The sequence below is a fragment of the Tardiphaga sp. 215_C5_N2_1 genome (assembly GCF_052076055.1).
GTDB classification, from domain to species: domain Bacteria; phylum Pseudomonadota; class Alphaproteobacteria; order Rhizobiales; family Xanthobacteraceae; genus Tardiphaga; species Tardiphaga robiniae.
This window is the reverse complement of sequence record NZ_CP197240.1, coordinates 4,970,874-4,988,012: the sequence shown is the minus strand read 5'-3', so window position 1 is coordinate 4,988,012 and position 17,139 is coordinate 4,970,874. Positions and strand designations below refer to the sequence as shown.

Genomic DNA, 17,139 nt, shown 5'->3' with positions numbered 1-17,139 from the left:
TATTCGCGCCGTCATTGCGAGGAGCTCTTGCGACGAAGCAATCCAGTCTTTTTGTTCTTGAAGACAAGAACTGGATTGCCGCGTCACTTCGCTCCTCGCAATGACGAACGTTAATTCAATCCAGCCGGTGGTCAGACCGGCTGCAGACCGAGCGCCTGCGCCGCCTCGATCCAGACCGGCAACTCCTTCTGATACAGCGCATTGGTCTCCTTGAAGCCGAGCGCCGGTTCGAGCACGAAGGTCTTCAGCACTTCCTTCACTTTCGGATCGCTGTTGGCGGCGACGCAAAGCTGCGACAACCGATCGACGATCGGCTGCGGTGTCGCCTTGGGCACGGCCCAACCCGTGAAGCCGCTCACAGTGAAGAACTTCGACGTTGCGCCCTGCTCGGGCAGCGTTTTCACATTCGGGATGGCGTCGACCTTCTTCGAATGCACGGCGAATGGCACGCCGCGGTCGCTCTGCAGCACACTTTGTGACGCAGTGTAGCTGCCCATCGCGAAATCGATCGAGCCTTCCGCCAATCCGGTCCACATCGGCGCTTCGCCGCGATAATGGATCGGCTCGATCTTGAGGCCATACTGTTTGTTGAGTTCGTTGATCGTCATGTGCGGCGCTGAGCCGACGCTATAGGTGCCGAAGTTCACCTTGTCGTTCTTGCGCGCGAAGGCGACGAAGTCCTCCAGCGTCTTGACGCCGGATTTCGGACTGGCGACCAGTGGCAATCCGGCACCGGGAATGACGCTGACCAGTGTCAGGTCCTTGTCCATATCGTAGCCGGGCGTCTTCAGCATCACCCGGTTCATCACATAGGTGGTCGAGATGGAGCAGAGAATCGTGTGACCGTCGGGCTCGGCGCGCGCGACTTCCGCTGTGCCAATGGCGCCGGATGCGCCGGCCTTGTTTTCGATGACGACAGTCTGTCCGACCTGTTTGGAAATGTATTCGCCGAAGGCACGCGCGAGCAGATCGGTCTGCCCGCCGGCCGGATAGCTACAAATCATGCGGATCTGCCGCGACGGCCAGGCGGCTTGCGCCGAAGCACCGCGCGCGACGAACGGCATGGCGGCGGCAGCCGACCCGGCAGCAATGAAGTGACGACGATTGATGATCGCAGACATGTTTCCCTCCGTTGTTTTTTATGACGGTACCCGATCGCTCCCTCATTCGCCACGACGATAGGCGGGACAGATTGGCGCATTGGAAAAGCAAATCGCTTCCAGCTCTGCACCTATCGGCTCACGCCATCTGGATCGCAGCGCGGCAGTGCAGTAGTGTCCGCTTCAACTAAAAATGCCGGACCGTTCGGATTTGGCGCACACATCACGTGAGGGACGAAACACCATGGCGCGGAATATTCTGATTCTCGGAGCTTCCTACGGCTCGTTGCTGGCGACGAAGCTCTTGATGGCCGGTCATAACGTGACCCTCGTGTGCCGGAAGAAGACCGCCGAACTCATCAATCGCGATGGTACTGAAGTGCGCATCAAACTGCGCGACGAACCGACCCACCGCGCCATCTTCTCACGCGACCTGCCGGGCAAACTGGATGCGACCTCGCCGGATCAGGTCGACATATCGCGCTACGATCTGATCGGCCTTGCGATGCAGGAGCCGCAATATACCAACCACACGATCCGCGTGCTGATGATCAAGATCGCCGCGGCGAAGCTACCTTGCCTGTCGATCATGAACATGCCGCCGCTGCCCTATCTCAAGCGCATTCCGGGGCTGGCCGACATGAAACTCGAAGAGGCCTATACCAATGCCCAGGTGTGGGAACGTTTCGACCCGGGACTGGTGACGCTGTGCTCGCCCGATCCGCAGGCCTTCCGGCCGCCGGAAGAAGCGGCGAATGTGCTTCACGTCGGCCTGCCGACGAATTTCAAGGCATCGGCCTTTGCCGATCCGGCTCACAACAAGCTGCTGCGCGAACTCGAAGCCGACATCGACGCTGTGAAGCTCGACGGCCAAGACGTGCCGGTGAAGCTGAAAGTATTCGACTCGCTGTTCGTGCCGCTGGCGAAATGGTCGATGCTCCTGACCGGCAACTATCGCTGCATCACGCCCGAAGAGCCGCAGTCGATCCGCGAGGCCGTTCACGGCGATCTCAAGGTGTCGCAGTCGATCTACGAGCATGTCGATGCCGTTGCGCGGCGCCTCGGCGCTGATCCCGAAGATCAGGTCCCGTTCGCCAAATACGCCAAGGCAGCCGAGAGCCTGCTCAAGCCGTCATCGGCCGCCCGTGCAGTCGCTGCTGGAGCGCCGTTTATCGAGCGGGTCGATCTTCTGGTGAAGCTGATTTCGCATCAGCTCGGCATGACCAATGCAAATATCGACCGCACGGTCGAAGTCGTCGATCAGAAGCTCAACGAGCGGCTGGAGTCCAGCGCGGGAATCTGACGCGCTGGCGTGACGGTGCTGCGATTGAATACCGGCTTCGCGACTGACATCAGACGCGAAGCCACACCGCCGCGACGGCGTCCTCTATTCGATCGATATGATCTCGAGCTCTTGGGCGCCCGCGCCGACGATGTCACCGACGGCCTTGCCCATGAGCGATTTCGCCACCGGGGAGACGAAGGAAATCGAACCGGCCTTGGGGTCGGCTTCGTCCTCACCCACGATCCGATAGGTCTGCACACGCCCGTCGTTGCGACTGAAAGTCACCGTGCTCCCAAAGGCTACGGTGTCGGTCGATGTCGGAGCTGGAACGAGTTGGGCCGTGCGGACACGGGCCGCGAAATAGCGCATGTCCCGCAACGGGATTGCCGCCTGCCGCCGCCGTTCGTTCACGTCGTCGATCGCGCTCGCGGCGTCATGGGCTTCGCGGGCCTGCTGGAGCTGCGTCTCCAGCGCCTGCAAACCTGCCTCCGTCACAAGGTTCGGATGAGACGAAATAGGGCGATCGGGCAGCTGGGTTTCCGCAGCCGTTTCGGCACTTTCTTCCTTGGTGAAGGCAACGCTCAATCTCGAACTCCGTATCGACGCGATCCGCTGTGACGGCGCAGGAAGCGATTACCCCATTGGTTTGTCAAAACCATGCAGAAATAGCCTGATCGCGTAAATGGCACCCGGAATTTTGCTGCTTTGCGGCACCGGACGGCGACAAGGCAGCCTTGTTCCAGCGGAGGGGCAATCCGATTGTGTTTGCGATCTTCGGGGGTTATGCACTGGCTAGACCGATCCTAAATTGGATCGTGGACGGACCCTGCCCTGACCGCAGGGTCTGACATGCGCCAATGCCGAGCGCCGGCGGCGGTGCATTCAAGCCTCGCAGATCAAGAACGCCGTCAGGAAGGAATTCGTCGTGTCCAAGTCGCCCGTCGTCACCATCGACAACCATCCCGGCCGCTCCGCGCAGACCATCGGCATTGCGCGCATACTCGGCACGGACGAGACGCTCATTCATGAGCCGTCGGTGGGCGTGGTGGGCACCAAGGGCGACAGCCAGTGCTATATGGGCGTGATGTCCAAGGTGGACGCGATCCATGAGAGCCTGAAGAAGCGCATCGGTCGCGGCGAAGGCCAGTTGCCCTATCGCCTCGTGCAGCCGGAATACACCATTGCGACCTCGGACGGCATCCGCAACGGCACGCGCGAAATGCGCTATTCGCTGATCGGCCGCGAAGTGACCAACGACGCGCTGTCGGAGCATCTGAGTGCCACCGGCCTGCTCGGCACCATCGCCGTGGTCGCCTGCGACAAGCCGCCGGTCGGCGCGCTAGCCGCGCTGCTCGAACATAACGAGCCGTCGATCATCATGTCGGACGGCGCGATCCATCCCGGCACGGATCCGGAGACGGGCGAGAAGCTCGACATCGTCAGCGCCTATCAGGTCGCCGGCAATCCGGATGCCGAATATCGCCACCGCATCGCCTGCCATGCCTGCCCGGGATATGGCTCTTGCGGCGGCATCTTCACCTACAACACCATGCAGACCTTCATCGGCGTGGTCGGCATGCAGCCGCTGCACATGGTGGCGCCGCCGTCGGACGATCCGCGCCGCGTCAAGGAATTCCCGGAGCAGCTGGTCAGCTATCTCGCCAACATGATCGCCAAGGGCATCAAGCCGCGCGACATCGTCAGCCGCGACTCGATCCGCAACGCGATGATCGTGTCGCTGGCGATCGGCGGTTCGACCAATGTGACGCTGCATGCGCCGGAAATCGCGCGCGCCGCAGGCTTTGCGGACTTCTGGAAAGAAGTCATGACGCCGGCGGAGTTCAACTACCTTTCGCAATATATCGTGCCGGTCCTCACCGACGCGCGGCCCTATGGCAAATATTCGATGGTCGATATCGATGCGGTCGGCGGCGTGCAGGTGATCGTGCGCGAGCTGATGGATGCCGGCCTGATCAATGGCGACGTGCTGACCTGCACCGGCGAAACGCTGGCCGAGCAGATCAAACGCCTCGAGACCAAGCCGGCCGACGGCCGTGTCGTCTATACTGTCGCGAAGCCCTACAAGCCGACCGGCGGGTTGCGCGTGCTCGGCGGCAACCTGTCGCCGGAATTTTCCGCCATTCTCAAGCTCGCCGGCGTCGAAGGCGGGCTCGAGGACAATCGCTTCCGCGGCACCGCGCGCGTGTTCGAAGGCGAGCGTGGCCTGCTGCAGGCGCTCGACCAGCATCCGGAGAAATTCCAGAACCACGACATGGTCATCGTGCGCTACGACGGCCCCGTGGGTGCGCCCGGCATGCCGGAAATGCTCGACCCGACCTCGCGCATCACCACGTTGTGCCGCGAGCGCAACATCGTCGTGGGTCTCATGACCGATGCGCGCTTCTCCGGCGGCTCGGTGGGTCTGGTCATCGGCCATGTCGGCCCGGAAGCCGCACTCGGTGGTGCCATCGGGTTGATCGAGGACGGCGACGAGATCATCGCCGATCTCAATCTCAACGAACTCAACTGCACGCAGCTGCAGGACCCCGCCATCTATGCCAAGCGCAAGGCGGCATGGGAGAAGGTGGTCGCGGACAATGGCGGCATCCATCCAAGCTGCGGCGAGGCTGATACGCGCTTGCTGCATCGCGCACGCACCAGCGCCGTGCCCGCCACCCGCGGCGCCGGCCTGCATCCGAACCGCGAGGTTTGGGTGCGCAACCAGCGCGAGGCCACACGCTCGGGTTTCGTGCCGAAAAACACACATCGTCCGGAAGCCAACAAGGCCTTCTAGACCTGCGGACGGGCGCTCAGGGCCGGGTTTGCTGCAAAGCTCCCGGCCTGAGCCATTTTCCGTCATCTTCCATCAGCTCTTCCCAAAGCGGCTGGAGCATTTTTCTTTATTGGAAGCATGATCTCTCGACGAACTCGTTTGTCGGCGAAAACAGGCATCCACTTTTCGGGATCATGCTCTAGCCATCTCCCGCTTCAAGCATTTTGAGCGCCTCGCGGTTATCGGCGGCGCGGGCATCGTCGATGTAAGCGACGAGCAACCGGTTGATGGCGACCGAATCAAGCAGCCTGAATTCGCGGGGCCTGATCCAGCCATCGAAATAGCGGTCGATATAACCGATGGGGCTATCGCGCTCCTCCACCCAGTTCGGCCCGATCAGGCCTTGGGGGTGCGGTTCCCAGTAGCAGGAAATGAGGTGGCCGCCTTGGGCACCACCTTGGGCAGAGTGGCCAAGGATTCGCTGACCGTCGCGTGGCGCTTCACTCATCGGCCGAAGGAAGTGGCCGTATTCACGTAAAATCCGCTCAACCTGCATGCAACGCGATTCCATTCCCGGAGGCGCCGACCGACACCACGCAAACATCTAACGGATCGCGCGTTTTTTGTTTCCCATGACAGACCGGTCGGTGTCATCACGCAGCCGGCATTCGCACAGCGGTTTGAGACGTTCCAAACGTGATGCGGGGGTTGCAGCCGATGCAGATAAAGCGCTGCGGTTTTGCCGATCACAATAAATCGATCTAGAGCAAAACCAAACTGCTGCGGGTTAGCGCGAGCAGGTACGCTGGTCCGCCAAACCTCTGTAAATTAAGGCATCTTTCAGCTTTTATTAAGGCGTCGATAAGCATGCCGTTGCGCCAATCCAGATCGTGTCGGGTTGTCGATTGCTGTGGCGAATGGGTGACAGCATTTTACGCAAAAGCTGTCTAAGTCCACGCCATAGACGGAGCGAACGCGCTCTCGGTCTAAAATGGTTTTCTGGAGAAGAAGAAAATGAAGAACTTCCTGATGGGCACCGTTGCCCTGATCGCCCTGGGCGCCTCGGTTCCGGCAATGGCCGCTGATCTGGCTGCTCGTCCCTACACCAAGGCTCCGGCTTACGTTGCCGCTCCGATCTACAACTGGACCGGTTTCTACATCGGCGGTCACGTCGGCGGCGCGTTCAACGGTTCGAACGGCTTCGGCGGCACCTCCGACAATTCGGACGGCCGTTTCCTCGGCGGTCTGCAGATCGGCGCTGACTACCAGTTCGCTCCGAACTGGGTCGTTGGTATCGAAGGTCAGTACAGCTGGGTTGGTTCGAACAACACCAACGTGCTGTTCGCCGGCACCGGCCTCACCTACAACCTGAACCAGAAGGGCCTCGGCTCGGTCACCGGTCGCATCGGTTACACCTGGGGTCCGGCACTGCTCTACGTGAAGGGCGGCTACGCTTACTCGGACTACAGCGAATCCCTGGTCAACGTTGCTGGCGCACCGGTTGCTTTCGCAGCTGGCACCAAGCATGACGGTTACACCGTCGGCGCCGGCCTCGAATACCTGTTCACCCAGAATTGGTCGGGCAAGGTCGAGTACCAGTACTACGACTTCGGCAAGACCCAGTTCTCGGCTCCGACCGCTCTGGTTGCTTTCGGTTCTTCCAAGAACGACGAGCACACCGTCAAGGCCGGCCTGAACTACCGCTTCAACTGGGGTGGCCCGGTTGTTGCGAAGTACTGAGCTTCGCGCCTGATTTCAGGCTCTTAACTACGGAAAGGCCGGCGGAAACGCCGGCCTTTTTCGTTTTACCCTTTGGTAACCTCGCAAGCCCCGCGACAGCCAAAGGTTGCCGATTTACCCGAATATTAACCCGGTACCTACATACTCTCTACGCGATCCGCCACCAGGACGGTGGACGCGGGGGGAATCAATGGCACTGACGTCGTTCATCGGAAAATTCGGACGGTTTCGTTTCTCGCGGCCCCGTTGGGGCATTCGCGGCAGCCTGTTCGCCGCCTTCGCTGTTATCGCGGGCATGGCGATCCTGATCAGTGCCGGTGCCGGCATGATTCTCGGTCAGCTCGGCGGCATGATGACGGACCTGAACGGCCGGGACATTCCGAAACTGACCGCCAGCCTTCAACTGGCCACCGCCAGCGAGAGCCTTGCCAGCCAGGGCCCGATGCTGCTGGCATCGAGCAGCCCCGACGTTCTGAAGGAACGCTCGCAGCGCATGCGGGATACGCACAAGATTGCAGTCGAGAAGCTCGACACCATCGCCAAGCTCGGCGCCGACAAGGCCGTGGTCGCCGCCCTGGCCGATACCGTCAAGAACATCGAAGACACGATTCGCAGCCTTGGCGCTGCCACCCAGGAACGCCTCGACGCCGTCGCCCAGCATCAGAAGCAATACGACTCCCTGCGCGCCGCTGCAGCAAACTTCGTCAAGATGTCGGAGCCAGCCGCCACCGACGCCCAGAACGTGATGAACGACACGCTGCGGGCAACAGTCTTCTCGGCCGAAGATTCGGGCGAGGCCGCGCGAGTCATTGTGCAGGTCGGCGAAGTCGTCGCCAGCACCAACCTGATCTCGTCCGATCTGATGGCCGCGCTGTCGGCCGGCTCGTCCGAAGCGCTCTCTCCGATCGAAGCCAACTTCAAGGCCGCCCAGACCCGCGTCAAATCCAATCTCGATGCCCTGGTCGGCATCAAGGGCACGAAGGAACTGAAGGAAGCCGCCCTGCAGCTGCTGGCGATCGGCGACGGCAAGAACAGCGTCTTCAAGGTGCGCCAGAAAGAGATGGACACCGTCGAATACGGCGAACTCATTCTCGACGAGACGCGCAAGCTGAATGTCGGCCTCGGTATGAGCGTCAAGCAACTGGTCGACAAGGTGCGCAGCGAAACCGACGCCGCCACGACACAGGCGCAGACGACAATCACGCTGGCGACGCAGGTGATGCTCGGCCTCGGCGCGCTGACGCTGATCGGATCGGCGTTGTTCGTCTGGCTCTATGTCGGCCGCAGCATTCTGCGCCGCCTCGCGCAATTGCAGCGCGCGATGCAGCGGCTGTCCAGCGGAGATCTCGACACCGAGATCGCCCGAAGCCGCCAGCAGGACGAAATCGCGGCGATGGCGGGCACGCTCGAAGTATTCCGCGACAGCATGATCAACGCCCGCACGCTGAGCGCGGAGCAGGATCAGGACCGCATTGCCAAGGGCGAACGCACGTCGCGCATCGAAGCCCGCATCGTCGACTTCGAGAGCAAGGTGCGCAATGCTTTGGAGAAGCTGCAGAGCTCGGCCGATTCCATGCAATCGACCGCGCAGAGCATGACGGCTACTGCCGATCGTTCTAGCGCGCTGGTCAGCGCCGTCGCATCGGCCGCAGAGGAAACCTCGGTGAACGTCCAGACGGTGTCGGCCGGGACCGAACAGCTGTCGTCATCGATCAACGAGATCAGCCGACAGGTCGTAACGTCAACCGAAATCGCCGCAAAGGCCGTCAACGAGGCCGGCGAAACCGATGCAACGATGCAGGGCTTGGCCGACAACGCCAATCGCATCAGCGTGGTGATCGATCTGATCCAGACCATCGCGTCGCAGACCAACCTCCTCGCTCTCAACGCGACCATCGAGGCGGCACGCGCGGGCGATGCCGGCCGCGGCTTCGCCGTCGTGGCATCGGAAGTGAAGAGCCTTGCCGATCAGACCGCAAAGGCCACCGACGAGATTCGCACGCAGATCGTGTCGATGCAGCAGGTCACTTCCACCGCCGTCGGAGCGATCCGCAACATCGGGCAGACCATCGCCGAAATCAATCATGTGAGTGCTGCCATCGCCACCGCCGTCGAACAGCAAGGTGCAGCAACACGCGAGATCGCGCGCAACATCCAGCATGCCGCCGGCGGCACCAGCGAAGTGTCAAGCAACATCGTCGGCGTCAGCGATGCATCGACGCAGGCTGGCACGGCTGCCAACGATGTGCTCGGCGCCTCGGGCGAATTGCGCCGCGAGGCCGACGTTCTTCGTGGTGAAATCGACGAATTCCTGTCGAGCATCCGCGCGGCATAGGAGCGGCGATCCAGCGCATGGCTGCACCCGGCCAGCGTCATTGCTCCAACCCTCAAAATCATGGACTGCTTTCACAGCAGCCCATGATCGGTGGCTGCGCAGAATGTAAGGATTGCGTGAATGCCCCCAACTTCCTCTGCATGGACATCGACCGAACTGCGCCACGACTGGCAACGCCATGAAGCCCAGGCACTCTATGATTTGCCGTTTGCAGACCTGATTTTTCAGGCGCAGAGCACCCACCGCAGCAATTTCGATCCGAATCACGTCGAGACCGCGAGCCTGCTCAGCATCAAGACCGGCGGCTGCGCGGAAGACTGCGGTTATTGCTCGCAAAGCGCGCACTACAACACTGACGTCAAGGCGACCAAGCTGATGGATCGCGACGCCGTGGTTGCCACGGCGCAGCGCGCCAAGGATGCCGGTGCGAGCCGTTTCTGCATGGCCGCGGCCTGGCGCAATCCCAAGGACAAGGATCTCGACCGCGTATGCGACATGGTCAGCGCGGTGAAGGATCTCGGCCTCGAGACCTGCGCGACGCTGGGCATGCTCACGGAAGATCAGGCCAAACGCCTGCAGGACGCCGGTCTCGACTTCTACAATCACAATGTCGATACCTCGCCGGAATTCTACGGCAAGATCATCACCACGCGCACTATGGAAGATCGCATCGAGACATTGGCGCGGGCGCGCCATGCCGGCCTCAAGGTCTGCTGCGGCGGTATCATCGGCATGGGCGAGCAGGTCGAGGATCGCCTGGGCATGCTGATGCTGCTGGCGAACCTGCCGCATCATCCGGACAGCGTGCCGATCAATATGTGGAACGAGGTGAAGGGCGTGCCGGTCAACGACACCGCCGAACGCCCGGATCCGATCGCGCTGGTCCGCATGATTGCCGTGGCGCGTATCATGATGCCGAAGAGCGTGGTGCGGCTTTCCGCCGGACGGCAATATATGACCGATGAATTGCAGGCTCTGTGCTTTGTCGCCGGTGCTAATTCGATCTTCATCGGCGACGTACTGCTGACCACGAAAAACCCCCAGACCGACCGGGACGCCAACCTGCTGGACCGGCTCGGCATGACCTCACGGCTCGACGACGTGAGCGGAAAGAACACGCCGACTCCGCCGGTTACCGCTTCAGCACAGGCCGATATGCGCGCCAGCGCATAAACCCATGCCCTGCGCCAGCCGAATTTGTGCTGGCGCAGGGGTCCTTGGCCCGCTAAGCCGGATGAAAAGGACATTGTGACAGAACCGATGCATTCGAAAACAGACGCCAGCACAAAGCCAGCCGATGACCTCCGCTATCCCTGGGAGAACCATCCCGGGACCGATCAGGTGGTCGAAATTGCTCCGGGCGTTCTCTGGATCCGGCTCGACCTGCCGTTTCGCCTCAACCATGTGAACATCTATCTGCTCGCCGACGGCGATGGCTGGGCCATGGTGGATACCGGCATCGGCAACGACGCGACCATCGCTGCATGGACGAAACTGTTCGAAGGTCCGCTGAAGGGCAAACCGATCAGCAAGGTGATCGTCACCCACGCGCATCCCGATCATGTCGGCCAGGCCGGTTGGATGGTGCAGCGGTTCAACTGCCCGTTCTATATGTCGCAAGTCGAATATCTGCAGGGCGTCTATCACCAGCACCGCCGCACCGAAGAGCGCATCGTCAATATGCGGCAGTTCTTCCATCGCCACGGCATGGATGCAGATATCACCGAGCAATTGCTCGGCCGCGGCCAGGAATATCTGAAGAAGACGGTGCCGCTGCCAGCCGCCTATCGCCGGTTGTCCGACGGCGACGATCTCGTGATCGGCACGCGCACCTTCCGCGTGCTCACCGGCGCCGGCCATTCGCCGGATCAGGTGATGCTGTATTGCGAGGCCGATAAACTGTTCCTGTCGGCCGATCAGGTGCTGAGCAAGATCTCGCCGAATGTCAGCGTCTGGGCCCATGAGCCCGACGAGAATTCGCTCGGCTCCTATCTGCATTCACTGAAACGTCTCGCTGATACACTGCCCGACGACGTGCTCGTGCTCCCCGGTCACGGCGTGCCCTTTCACGGCCTCAAGATCCGCATCAAGCAGCTCGCCGATCATCATGAAGAGCGCTGCCAGATGATCGCCGCAGCGTGCAAGGATGCCGGCAAGACGTCCGCCCAGCTGGTGCCGGTGGTGTTTCACAAGCACAAGCTGGATGCCCACCAGACCGGATTTGCCGCCGGCGAATTGATCGCCCACGTCAATCACATGCTGGCGCAGAAGCGGCTGACCTCGACAATGGGCGCCGACGGCATGCTGCGGTTCAAATCGACGTAACCTGCAGCGCAGCAAAAATTCGTGAACGACCTCAGGCTCTTGATGCACATCAAAAGCCGCGGCACGTGGTCAAATTGACCAATTGCGCCTCGACAGCCAAGCTGGAAAAGCTCTAAAACGCACCTGACGCTGGGTTCGGGTTTCGTTTTTGGGTCTTTTGCGATGGATTACAGCAAGTTCTTCAGTGACGCGCTCAATCGTTTGCATGACGAGCGCCGCTATCGTGTCTTCGCCGATCTCGAGCGCATTGCCGGTCGGTTCCCGCATGCGGTCTGGCACACGCCGAATGGTCCGCGCAATGTCGTGATCTGGTGCTCCAACGATTACCTCGGCATGGGCCAGCACCCGAAAGTGGTCGGCGCCATGGTCGAAACCGCGACCCGCGTCGGCACCGGCGCCGGCGGCACCCGCAATATCGCAGGCACGCATCATCCGCTGGTGCAGCTCGAGGAAGAACTCGCGGACCTTCACGGCAAACAGGCCGCCCTGCTGTTCACCTCTGGCTATGTCTCGAACCAGACCGGCATTTCGACGCTCGCCAAGCTGATGCCGAATTGCCTGATCCTGTCTGACGCGCTGAACCATAACTCGATGATCGAAGGCATCCGGCAGGCCGGCTGCGACCGCGTGGTGTTCCGCCATAACGACGTCGCGCATCTCGAGGAACTGCTAAAGGCTGCCGATCCCGCGCGTCCGAAGCTGATCGCCTGCGAGAGTCTGTATTCGATGGATGGCGACGTCGCGCCACTGGCGGCGATCTGCGATCTCGCCGAACGTTATGGCGCGATGACCTATGTGGATGAAGTCCATGCGGTCGGCATGTATGGCCCACGCGGCGGCGGCATCGCCGAGCGCGACGGCGTGATGCATCGCATCGACGTGCTCGAAGGCACGCTGGCCAAGGCCTATGGCTGCCTCGGCGGCTATATCGCAGCAAACAAGGACATTGTAGACGCCGTGCGCTCCTATGCGCCGGGCTTTATCTTCACCACCGCATTGCCGCCGGCGATCTGCTCGGCCGCGACCGCGGCGATCAAACACCTGAAGAGCTCGAGCTGGGAACGCGAACGCCATCAGGACCGCGCTGCGCGGGTCAAGGCGATCCTCACCGCGGCCGGCATTCCGGTGATGTCCACCGACACCCATATCGTGCCGGTCTTCGTCGGCGATGCCGAGCTCTGCAAGAAGGCCTGCGATCTGCTGCTCGAAGATCACGGCATTTACATCCAGCCGATCAACTACCCGACCGTCGCCAAGGGTGCCGAGCGCCTCCGCATCACGCCGTCGCCCTATCACGACGACGTGCTGATCGATCACCTCGCGGAATCGCTGCTGCAGGTGTGGGATGAACTCGGCCTGCCACTGCGCAGCAAGGCGCTGGCGGCAGAGTAACTCACACCAGCGACAACTAAAACATCGTCATGGCCGGGCTTGTCCCGGCCATCCACGTCTTTAGGGTGTCGAAGACGTGGATGCCCGGCACAAGGCCGGGCATGACGAGTTTTGATTGAGCGCACCTTCCTGGTTGCCAGCCCAAGGACTTCTTAAGTGGACATCATCTGGAAAGGTATTCTCGGCGGACTGCTCACCGCCCTGATTGCCTGGTTGTCCAAACGGGGCAACACGCTGCCCGGCATTCTGCCGTTGTTTCCGACCTTTGCGATCATTGCACTGCTCATCGTCGGCGCAAAAGGCGACAGCGCAGGCTTCCGGGAAGCCTGCATGGCCGGCGCGAAGACCATTCCGGCCTATCTCGCTTTTCTCGGCATCTGCTATCTCACGGTCGGCACGTTCGATTACCGCCTCGCTCTGCTGGCCGGCGTGACCGCGTGGCTGTTCATTATCCTGATCGCCTTTTTCGGCCCGCGCTGGATTTAACGACAATCCGGCATTCCCCGGCGTCCGGCCAAATCCCTGTCGCCTGCACCGGCGCAACCGGCTAGATTTTCGCCTGACGGACGGGCTTCAGCCCGCCAAAGGGAGCACGCGCGATGCTGCACGACTGGGGCGTGATTGTTGCCGCCCTCTGCTACATCGGATTTCTGTTTTGCGTCGCCAGCTATGGCGACCGGATCGCGCTGTTCCAGAGCGGCCGCGCCAAGGCCGTCATCTATCCGCTGTCGCTGGCGATCTATTGCACGTCCTGGACGTTCTTTGGCTCGGTCGGAGTGGCCAGCCGGACCAGCGTGGATTTCCTCGCCATCTATGTCGGCCCGATCCTGTTCTTTGCCTTCTTCTCGCCCGTGCTGCGGCGTGTGATCCACCTCGCCAAGACCCAGAACATCACCTCGATCGCCGACTTCATCGCCGCGCGCTACGGCAAGAGCCAGGCCGTCGCCGCTACCGTGGCCGTGATCGCCATCATCGGCTCGGTTCCGTACATTGCGCTGCAGCTGAAAGCCGTCGCATCGTCGCTGGAAACGATCCTCGGCGAAGACAAGGCCATTGCCGGCGTTCCCATCGTCGGCGACATGGCGCTGGTCGTGACGCTCGCCATGGCGATGTTCGCCGTCCTGTTCGGCACGAGGCAGACCAATGCGACCGAGCATCAGCACGGCTTGATGCTCGCCGTGGCGACCGAATCCATCGTCAAGCTGGTGGTGTTCATCATCGCCGGCGCCTTCGTGACATTCTGGATGTTCGGCCCCTCGGAGCTGGTCGAGCGCGCGATGAAGACACCAGAGGCGATGCGCGCCATCAACTATGTGCCGTCGTTCGGCAATTTCCTCACGATGGTGCTGCTGTCGTTCTGCGCCATCATGCTGCTGCCCCGGCAGTTCCACGTCAGCGTCGTCGAGAATTCCAGCGACTCCGAAGTGAGCCGTGCGCGCTGGCTGTTTCCCACCTATCTGATCGCCATCAACCTGTTCGTCATTCCGATCGCCCTGGCGGGCCTCGTGACCTTTCCGTTCGGCGCCGTCGACAGCGACATGTATGTGCTGGCGCTGCCGATCGAGGCCGGATCCAGCGCGCTCAGCATGGCGGTGTTCATCGGCGGCTTGTCGGCTGCCACCGCCATGGTGATCGTCGAATGCGTTGCGCTGGCCATTATGGTATCCAACGATATCGTGTTGCCACTGGTCTTGCGGCGCGGGCCACAGACGCAGAATGAGCAGACCGACTTCGGCAACTTCCTGCTCAAGGCGCGGCGGTTTTCGATCTTCGCCATCATGGTGATGGCCTATTTCTATTTCCGCGCACTCGGCAATACGCAACTGGCCGCCATCGGCCTGCTGTCATTTGCCGCCATCGCGCAACTCGCTCCAGCTTTCTTTGGCGGGCTGATCTGGCGGCGCGCGACCGCCCGCGGCGCCATGGGCGGCATGGTGGTCGGCTTCTTCGTGTGGGCCTATACGCTGTTCATCCCGAGCTTCCTTGAAGGCAGCACCGCAGGCGTCCTGTTCCTGCAGCACGGGCCGTTCGGCATCGAGGCGTTGCGGCCACAGGACCTGCTCGGCACCGAACTGCCACCGCTGCTGCACGGCACGCTGTGGAGCCTGTCGCTCAATATCCTGACCTATATCGTGCTGTCGCTGATGCGGGCGCCGTCGTCGATCGAACGACTGCAGGCTGATGTCTTCGTGCCGAATACGCTGGCGCCGATCACACCGGCATTCCGGCGCTGGCGGACCACAGTCACGGTGCAGGATATCCTCAGCACCGTGACCCAATATCTCGGCCCGGACCGCGCGCGCGAATCCTTCGATGCTTTCGCCACGCGTCGCCGTGTCGATCTCGATCCGGCCGCACCTGCGGATTTCGAACTGCTGCAGCACGCAGAATATCTGATCGCGTCATCGATCGGCGCAGCCTCATCCCGCGTGGTGATGTCGCTGCTGCTGCGCAAGCGTACGGTGTCGGCCAAGGCGGCCTTGAAGCTGCTCGACGATTCCCATGCGGCGCTGCATTTCAATCGCGAAATTCTGCAGACTGCGCTCAATCACGTCCGCCAGGGCATCGCCGTCTTTAACCCCGACCTGCAGCTCATCGTCTCCAACCGGCAGTTCGGCGAACTGCTCGGCCTGCCGCCGCAGATCGTGCAGATCGGCATTCCGCTGCGCGAGATCCTGGAATTCATCGGCATCCAGAGCGCGTCGCCTTACGGCGACAACGAAACCCTGACGCAGGCGCGGTTGGCTGCCTACACCACCGAGGGCGAGCCTTATCTTGAACGTCTTCAGGATCGCCAGATCGTCATCGAGGTGCGTACCAATAAAATGCCCGATGGCGGGCTTGTGCTGACCTTCTCCGACGTCACGCCCAGCTTCGAGGCAGCAGAAGCGCTGGAGCGCGCCAATGCCACGCTGGAAAAGCGCGTCCGCGACCGCACCGAGGAACTGACGCGACTGAATTCCGAACTGGCGCTCGCCAAGAGCACCGCGGAAGACGCCAATATCTCGAAGACCCGCTTTCTGGCCGCCGCCAGCCACGACATTTTGCAGCCGCTTAATGCGGCACGGCTCTATGTCACCAGCCTGGTCGAACGAAAGAGCGGCGGCGAGGATGCGCGGCTGGTCGAGAATATCGACGACTCGCTGGAGGCCATCGAGGAAATCCTCGGCGCCCTGCTCGACATCTCGCGCCTCGATGCCGGCGCCATGAGTCCTGCGATTTCCAGTTTCCGCATCGGCGACCTGATGCGCTCGCTTGAGATCGAATATGCACCGATCGCGCACGCCCGCGGCGTCAAGCTCACATTCGTGCCGTGCTCACTGCCCGTCGAATCCGATCGCCTGATGCTACGACGTCTGCTGCAGAACCTGATCTCGAACGCGATCAAATACACGCCGCATGGCCGCGTGCTGGTCGGCTGCCGGCGCCGCGGCAAGGCCTTGCAGATCGGCATCTACGACACCGGCGTCGGCATTCCGATTCTCAAGCGCGGCGAGATATTCAAGGAATTTCACCGGCTCGAACAGGGTGCACGAATCGCGCGCGGCCTTGGGCTCGGCCTGTCGATCGTCAAGCGCCTCGCCCATGTGCTCAATCACGGCATCGCGCTGGATTCCAATCGCAGCGGCGGCTCGTTCTTCTCGGTGACGGTGCCGGTGGCCAAGGCGATCAATCACACCACCGCGGTCACCAGTGCGACGCCTCTGTCGAAGTCACCGATGTCGGGCACACTCGTTGTCTGTATCGAGAACGACATGGCGATTCTCGACGGCATGAAGACGCTGCTGCAGGCCTGGGGAGCCGAGGTCGTCGCAGTCCCTGATCCGGAAGCTGCGATGAATGCGATTGCCGAAATCCAGGCCTCAGGCCGACGGCTCACGGGCTTGCTGGTCGATTACCATCTCGACCGCGGCAACGGCGTCGCCGCGATCCGGGAAATCCGCACCCGCTTCGGCAAGGAAATCCCGGCGATTCTGATTACTGCCGACCGCAGCCCGCATGTGCAGTCGGCTGCACGGCAGGAGAAGATCGCCGTGCTGAACAAGCCGGTCAAACCGGCGTCGTTGCGCGCCCTGCTCGGACAATGGCGCACGCAGCAGATGATCGCGGCGGAATAGGGCTCTGCCCTCATCCTGAGGAGCGACATCTTCGTCGCGTCTCGAAGGATGATGTCTTAGCATTTCATGGT

Annotated in this window: 12 protein-coding genes; 9 read left to right on the top strand and 3 right to left on the bottom strand. The window is 61.7% G+C overall.

Translation table 11 applies throughout. The features are described 5' to 3' along the window. Positions 1 to 131 precede the first annotated feature (131 nt). On the bottom strand, positions 132 to 1,121 hold the full coding sequence (locus AB7828_RS23710) for a Bug family tripartite tricarboxylate transporter substrate binding protein (RefSeq protein ID WP_093761630.1): 990 nt from the start codon (positions 1,119 to 1,121) through the stop codon (positions 132 to 134). Positions 1,122 to 1,344: 223 nt separating this feature from the next. Between AB7828_RS23710 and AB7828_RS23705 the strand changes: the two genes are divergently transcribed. Continuing rightward, the gene (locus AB7828_RS23705) at positions 1,345 to 2,403 is read left to right on the top strand and encodes a ketopantoate reductase family protein (RefSeq protein ID WP_441231310.1); all 1,059 of its coding nucleotides are present in this window, start codon (positions 1,345 to 1,347) and stop codon (positions 2,401 to 2,403) included. 84 nt (positions 2,404 to 2,487) lie between these two features. Here AB7828_RS23705 and greA read toward each other — a convergent pair whose 3' ends face one another. Beyond that, positions 2,488 to 2,970, bottom strand: coding sequence for a transcription elongation factor GreA (gene greA, locus AB7828_RS23700; protein ID WP_184513066.1), 483 nt, complete (start codon positions 2,968 to 2,970; stop codon positions 2,488 to 2,490). A 340-nt stretch (positions 2,971 to 3,310) separates the two neighbouring features. On the opposite strand from greA, the gene AB7828_RS23695 reads away from it, so the two are divergent. Further along, entirely contained in the window at positions 3,311 to 5,179 is a 1,869-nt protein-coding gene (locus AB7828_RS23695) for a dihydroxy-acid dehydratase domain-containing protein (protein ID WP_089266852.1), read from the top strand. 178 nt (positions 5,180 to 5,357) lie between these two features. Here AB7828_RS23695 and AB7828_RS23690 read toward each other — a convergent pair whose 3' ends face one another. After that, positions 5,358 to 5,714, bottom strand: coding sequence for a hypothetical protein (locus AB7828_RS23690; protein WP_231078348.1), 357 nt, complete (start codon positions 5,712 to 5,714; stop codon positions 5,358 to 5,360). 458 nt (positions 5,715 to 6,172) lie between these two features. Between AB7828_RS23690 and AB7828_RS23685 the strand changes: the two genes are divergently transcribed. The 7 genes from AB7828_RS23685 to AB7828_RS23655 all read left to right on the top strand — a co-directional run bounded on the left by AB7828_RS23685 (position 6,173) and on the right by AB7828_RS23655 (position 17,068). Then, the gene (locus AB7828_RS23685) at positions 6,173 to 6,898 is read left to right on the top strand and encodes an outer membrane protein (protein ID WP_320446438.1); all 726 of its coding nucleotides are present in this window, start codon (positions 6,173 to 6,175) and stop codon (positions 6,896 to 6,898) included. 190 nt (positions 6,899 to 7,088) lie between these two features. Continuing rightward, positions 7,089 to 9,233: a methyl-accepting chemotaxis protein gene (locus AB7828_RS23680; RefSeq protein ID WP_441231309.1), complete on the top strand. Its 2,145-nt coding sequence runs from the start codon at positions 7,089 to 7,091 to the stop codon at positions 9,231 to 9,233. A gap of 120 nt (positions 9,234 to 9,353) precedes the next feature. After that, positions 9,354 to 10,406, top strand: a complete 1,053-nt coding sequence (bioB, locus tag AB7828_RS23675; protein ID WP_441231308.1) for a biotin synthase BioB — start codon at positions 9,354 to 9,356, stop codon at positions 10,404 to 10,406. 87 nt (positions 10,407 to 10,493) lie between these two features. Then, entirely contained in the window at positions 10,494 to 11,558 is a 1,065-nt protein-coding gene (locus AB7828_RS23670; protein WP_120288176.1) for an MBL fold metallo-hydrolase, read from the top strand. 162 nt (positions 11,559 to 11,720) lie between these two features. Continuing rightward, positions 11,721 to 12,950, top strand: a complete 1,230-nt coding sequence (gene hemA, locus AB7828_RS23665) for a 5-aminolevulinate synthase (protein ID WP_441231307.1) — start codon at positions 11,721 to 11,723, stop codon at positions 12,948 to 12,950. Between the two features lie 156 nt (positions 12,951 to 13,106). Further along, complete coding sequence (locus AB7828_RS23660; RefSeq protein WP_068732644.1) at positions 13,107 to 13,436, top strand: GlpM family protein; 330 nt, start codon at positions 13,107 to 13,109, stop codon at positions 13,434 to 13,436. Positions 13,437 to 13,549: 113 nt separating this feature from the next. Next, on the top strand, positions 13,550 to 17,068 hold the full coding sequence (locus AB7828_RS23655) for a NahK/ErcS family hybrid sensor histidine kinase/response regulator (RefSeq protein WP_441231306.1): 3,519 nt from the start codon (positions 13,550 to 13,552) through the stop codon (positions 17,066 to 17,068). The last annotated feature ends 71 nt before the right edge of the window (positions 17,069 to 17,139 follow it).

Coding starts and splice junctions, on each gene's coding strand:
- AB7828_RS23655 (WP_441231306.1), top strand. CDS start 13,550: ATGCTGCACGACTGGGGCGTGATTGTTGCCGCCCTCTGCTACATCGGA.
- AB7828_RS23685 (WP_320446438.1), top strand. CDS start 6,173: ATGAAGAACTTCCTGATGGGCACCGTTGCCCTGATCGCCCTGGGCGCC.
- hemA (WP_441231307.1), top strand. CDS start 11,721: ATGGATTACAGCAAGTTCTTCAGTGACGCGCTCAATCGTTTGCATGAC.
- AB7828_RS23710 (WP_093761630.1), bottom strand. CDS start 1,121: ATGTCTGCGATCATCAATCGTCGTCACTTCATTGCTGCCGGGTCGGCT.
- bioB (WP_441231308.1), top strand. CDS start 9,354: ATGCCCCCAACTTCCTCTGCATGGACATCGACCGAACTGCGCCACGAC.
- AB7828_RS23690 (WP_231078348.1), bottom strand. CDS start 5,714: ATGCAGGTTGAGCGGATTTTACGTGAATACGGCCACTTCCTTCGGCCG.
- AB7828_RS23680 (WP_441231309.1), top strand. CDS start 7,089: ATGGCACTGACGTCGTTCATCGGAAAATTCGGACGGTTTCGTTTCTCG.
- AB7828_RS23705 (WP_441231310.1), top strand. CDS start 1,345: ATGGCGCGGAATATTCTGATTCTCGGAGCTTCCTACGGCTCGTTGCTG.
- AB7828_RS23670 (WP_120288176.1), top strand. CDS start 10,494: ATGCATTCGAAAACAGACGCCAGCACAAAGCCAGCCGATGACCTCCGC.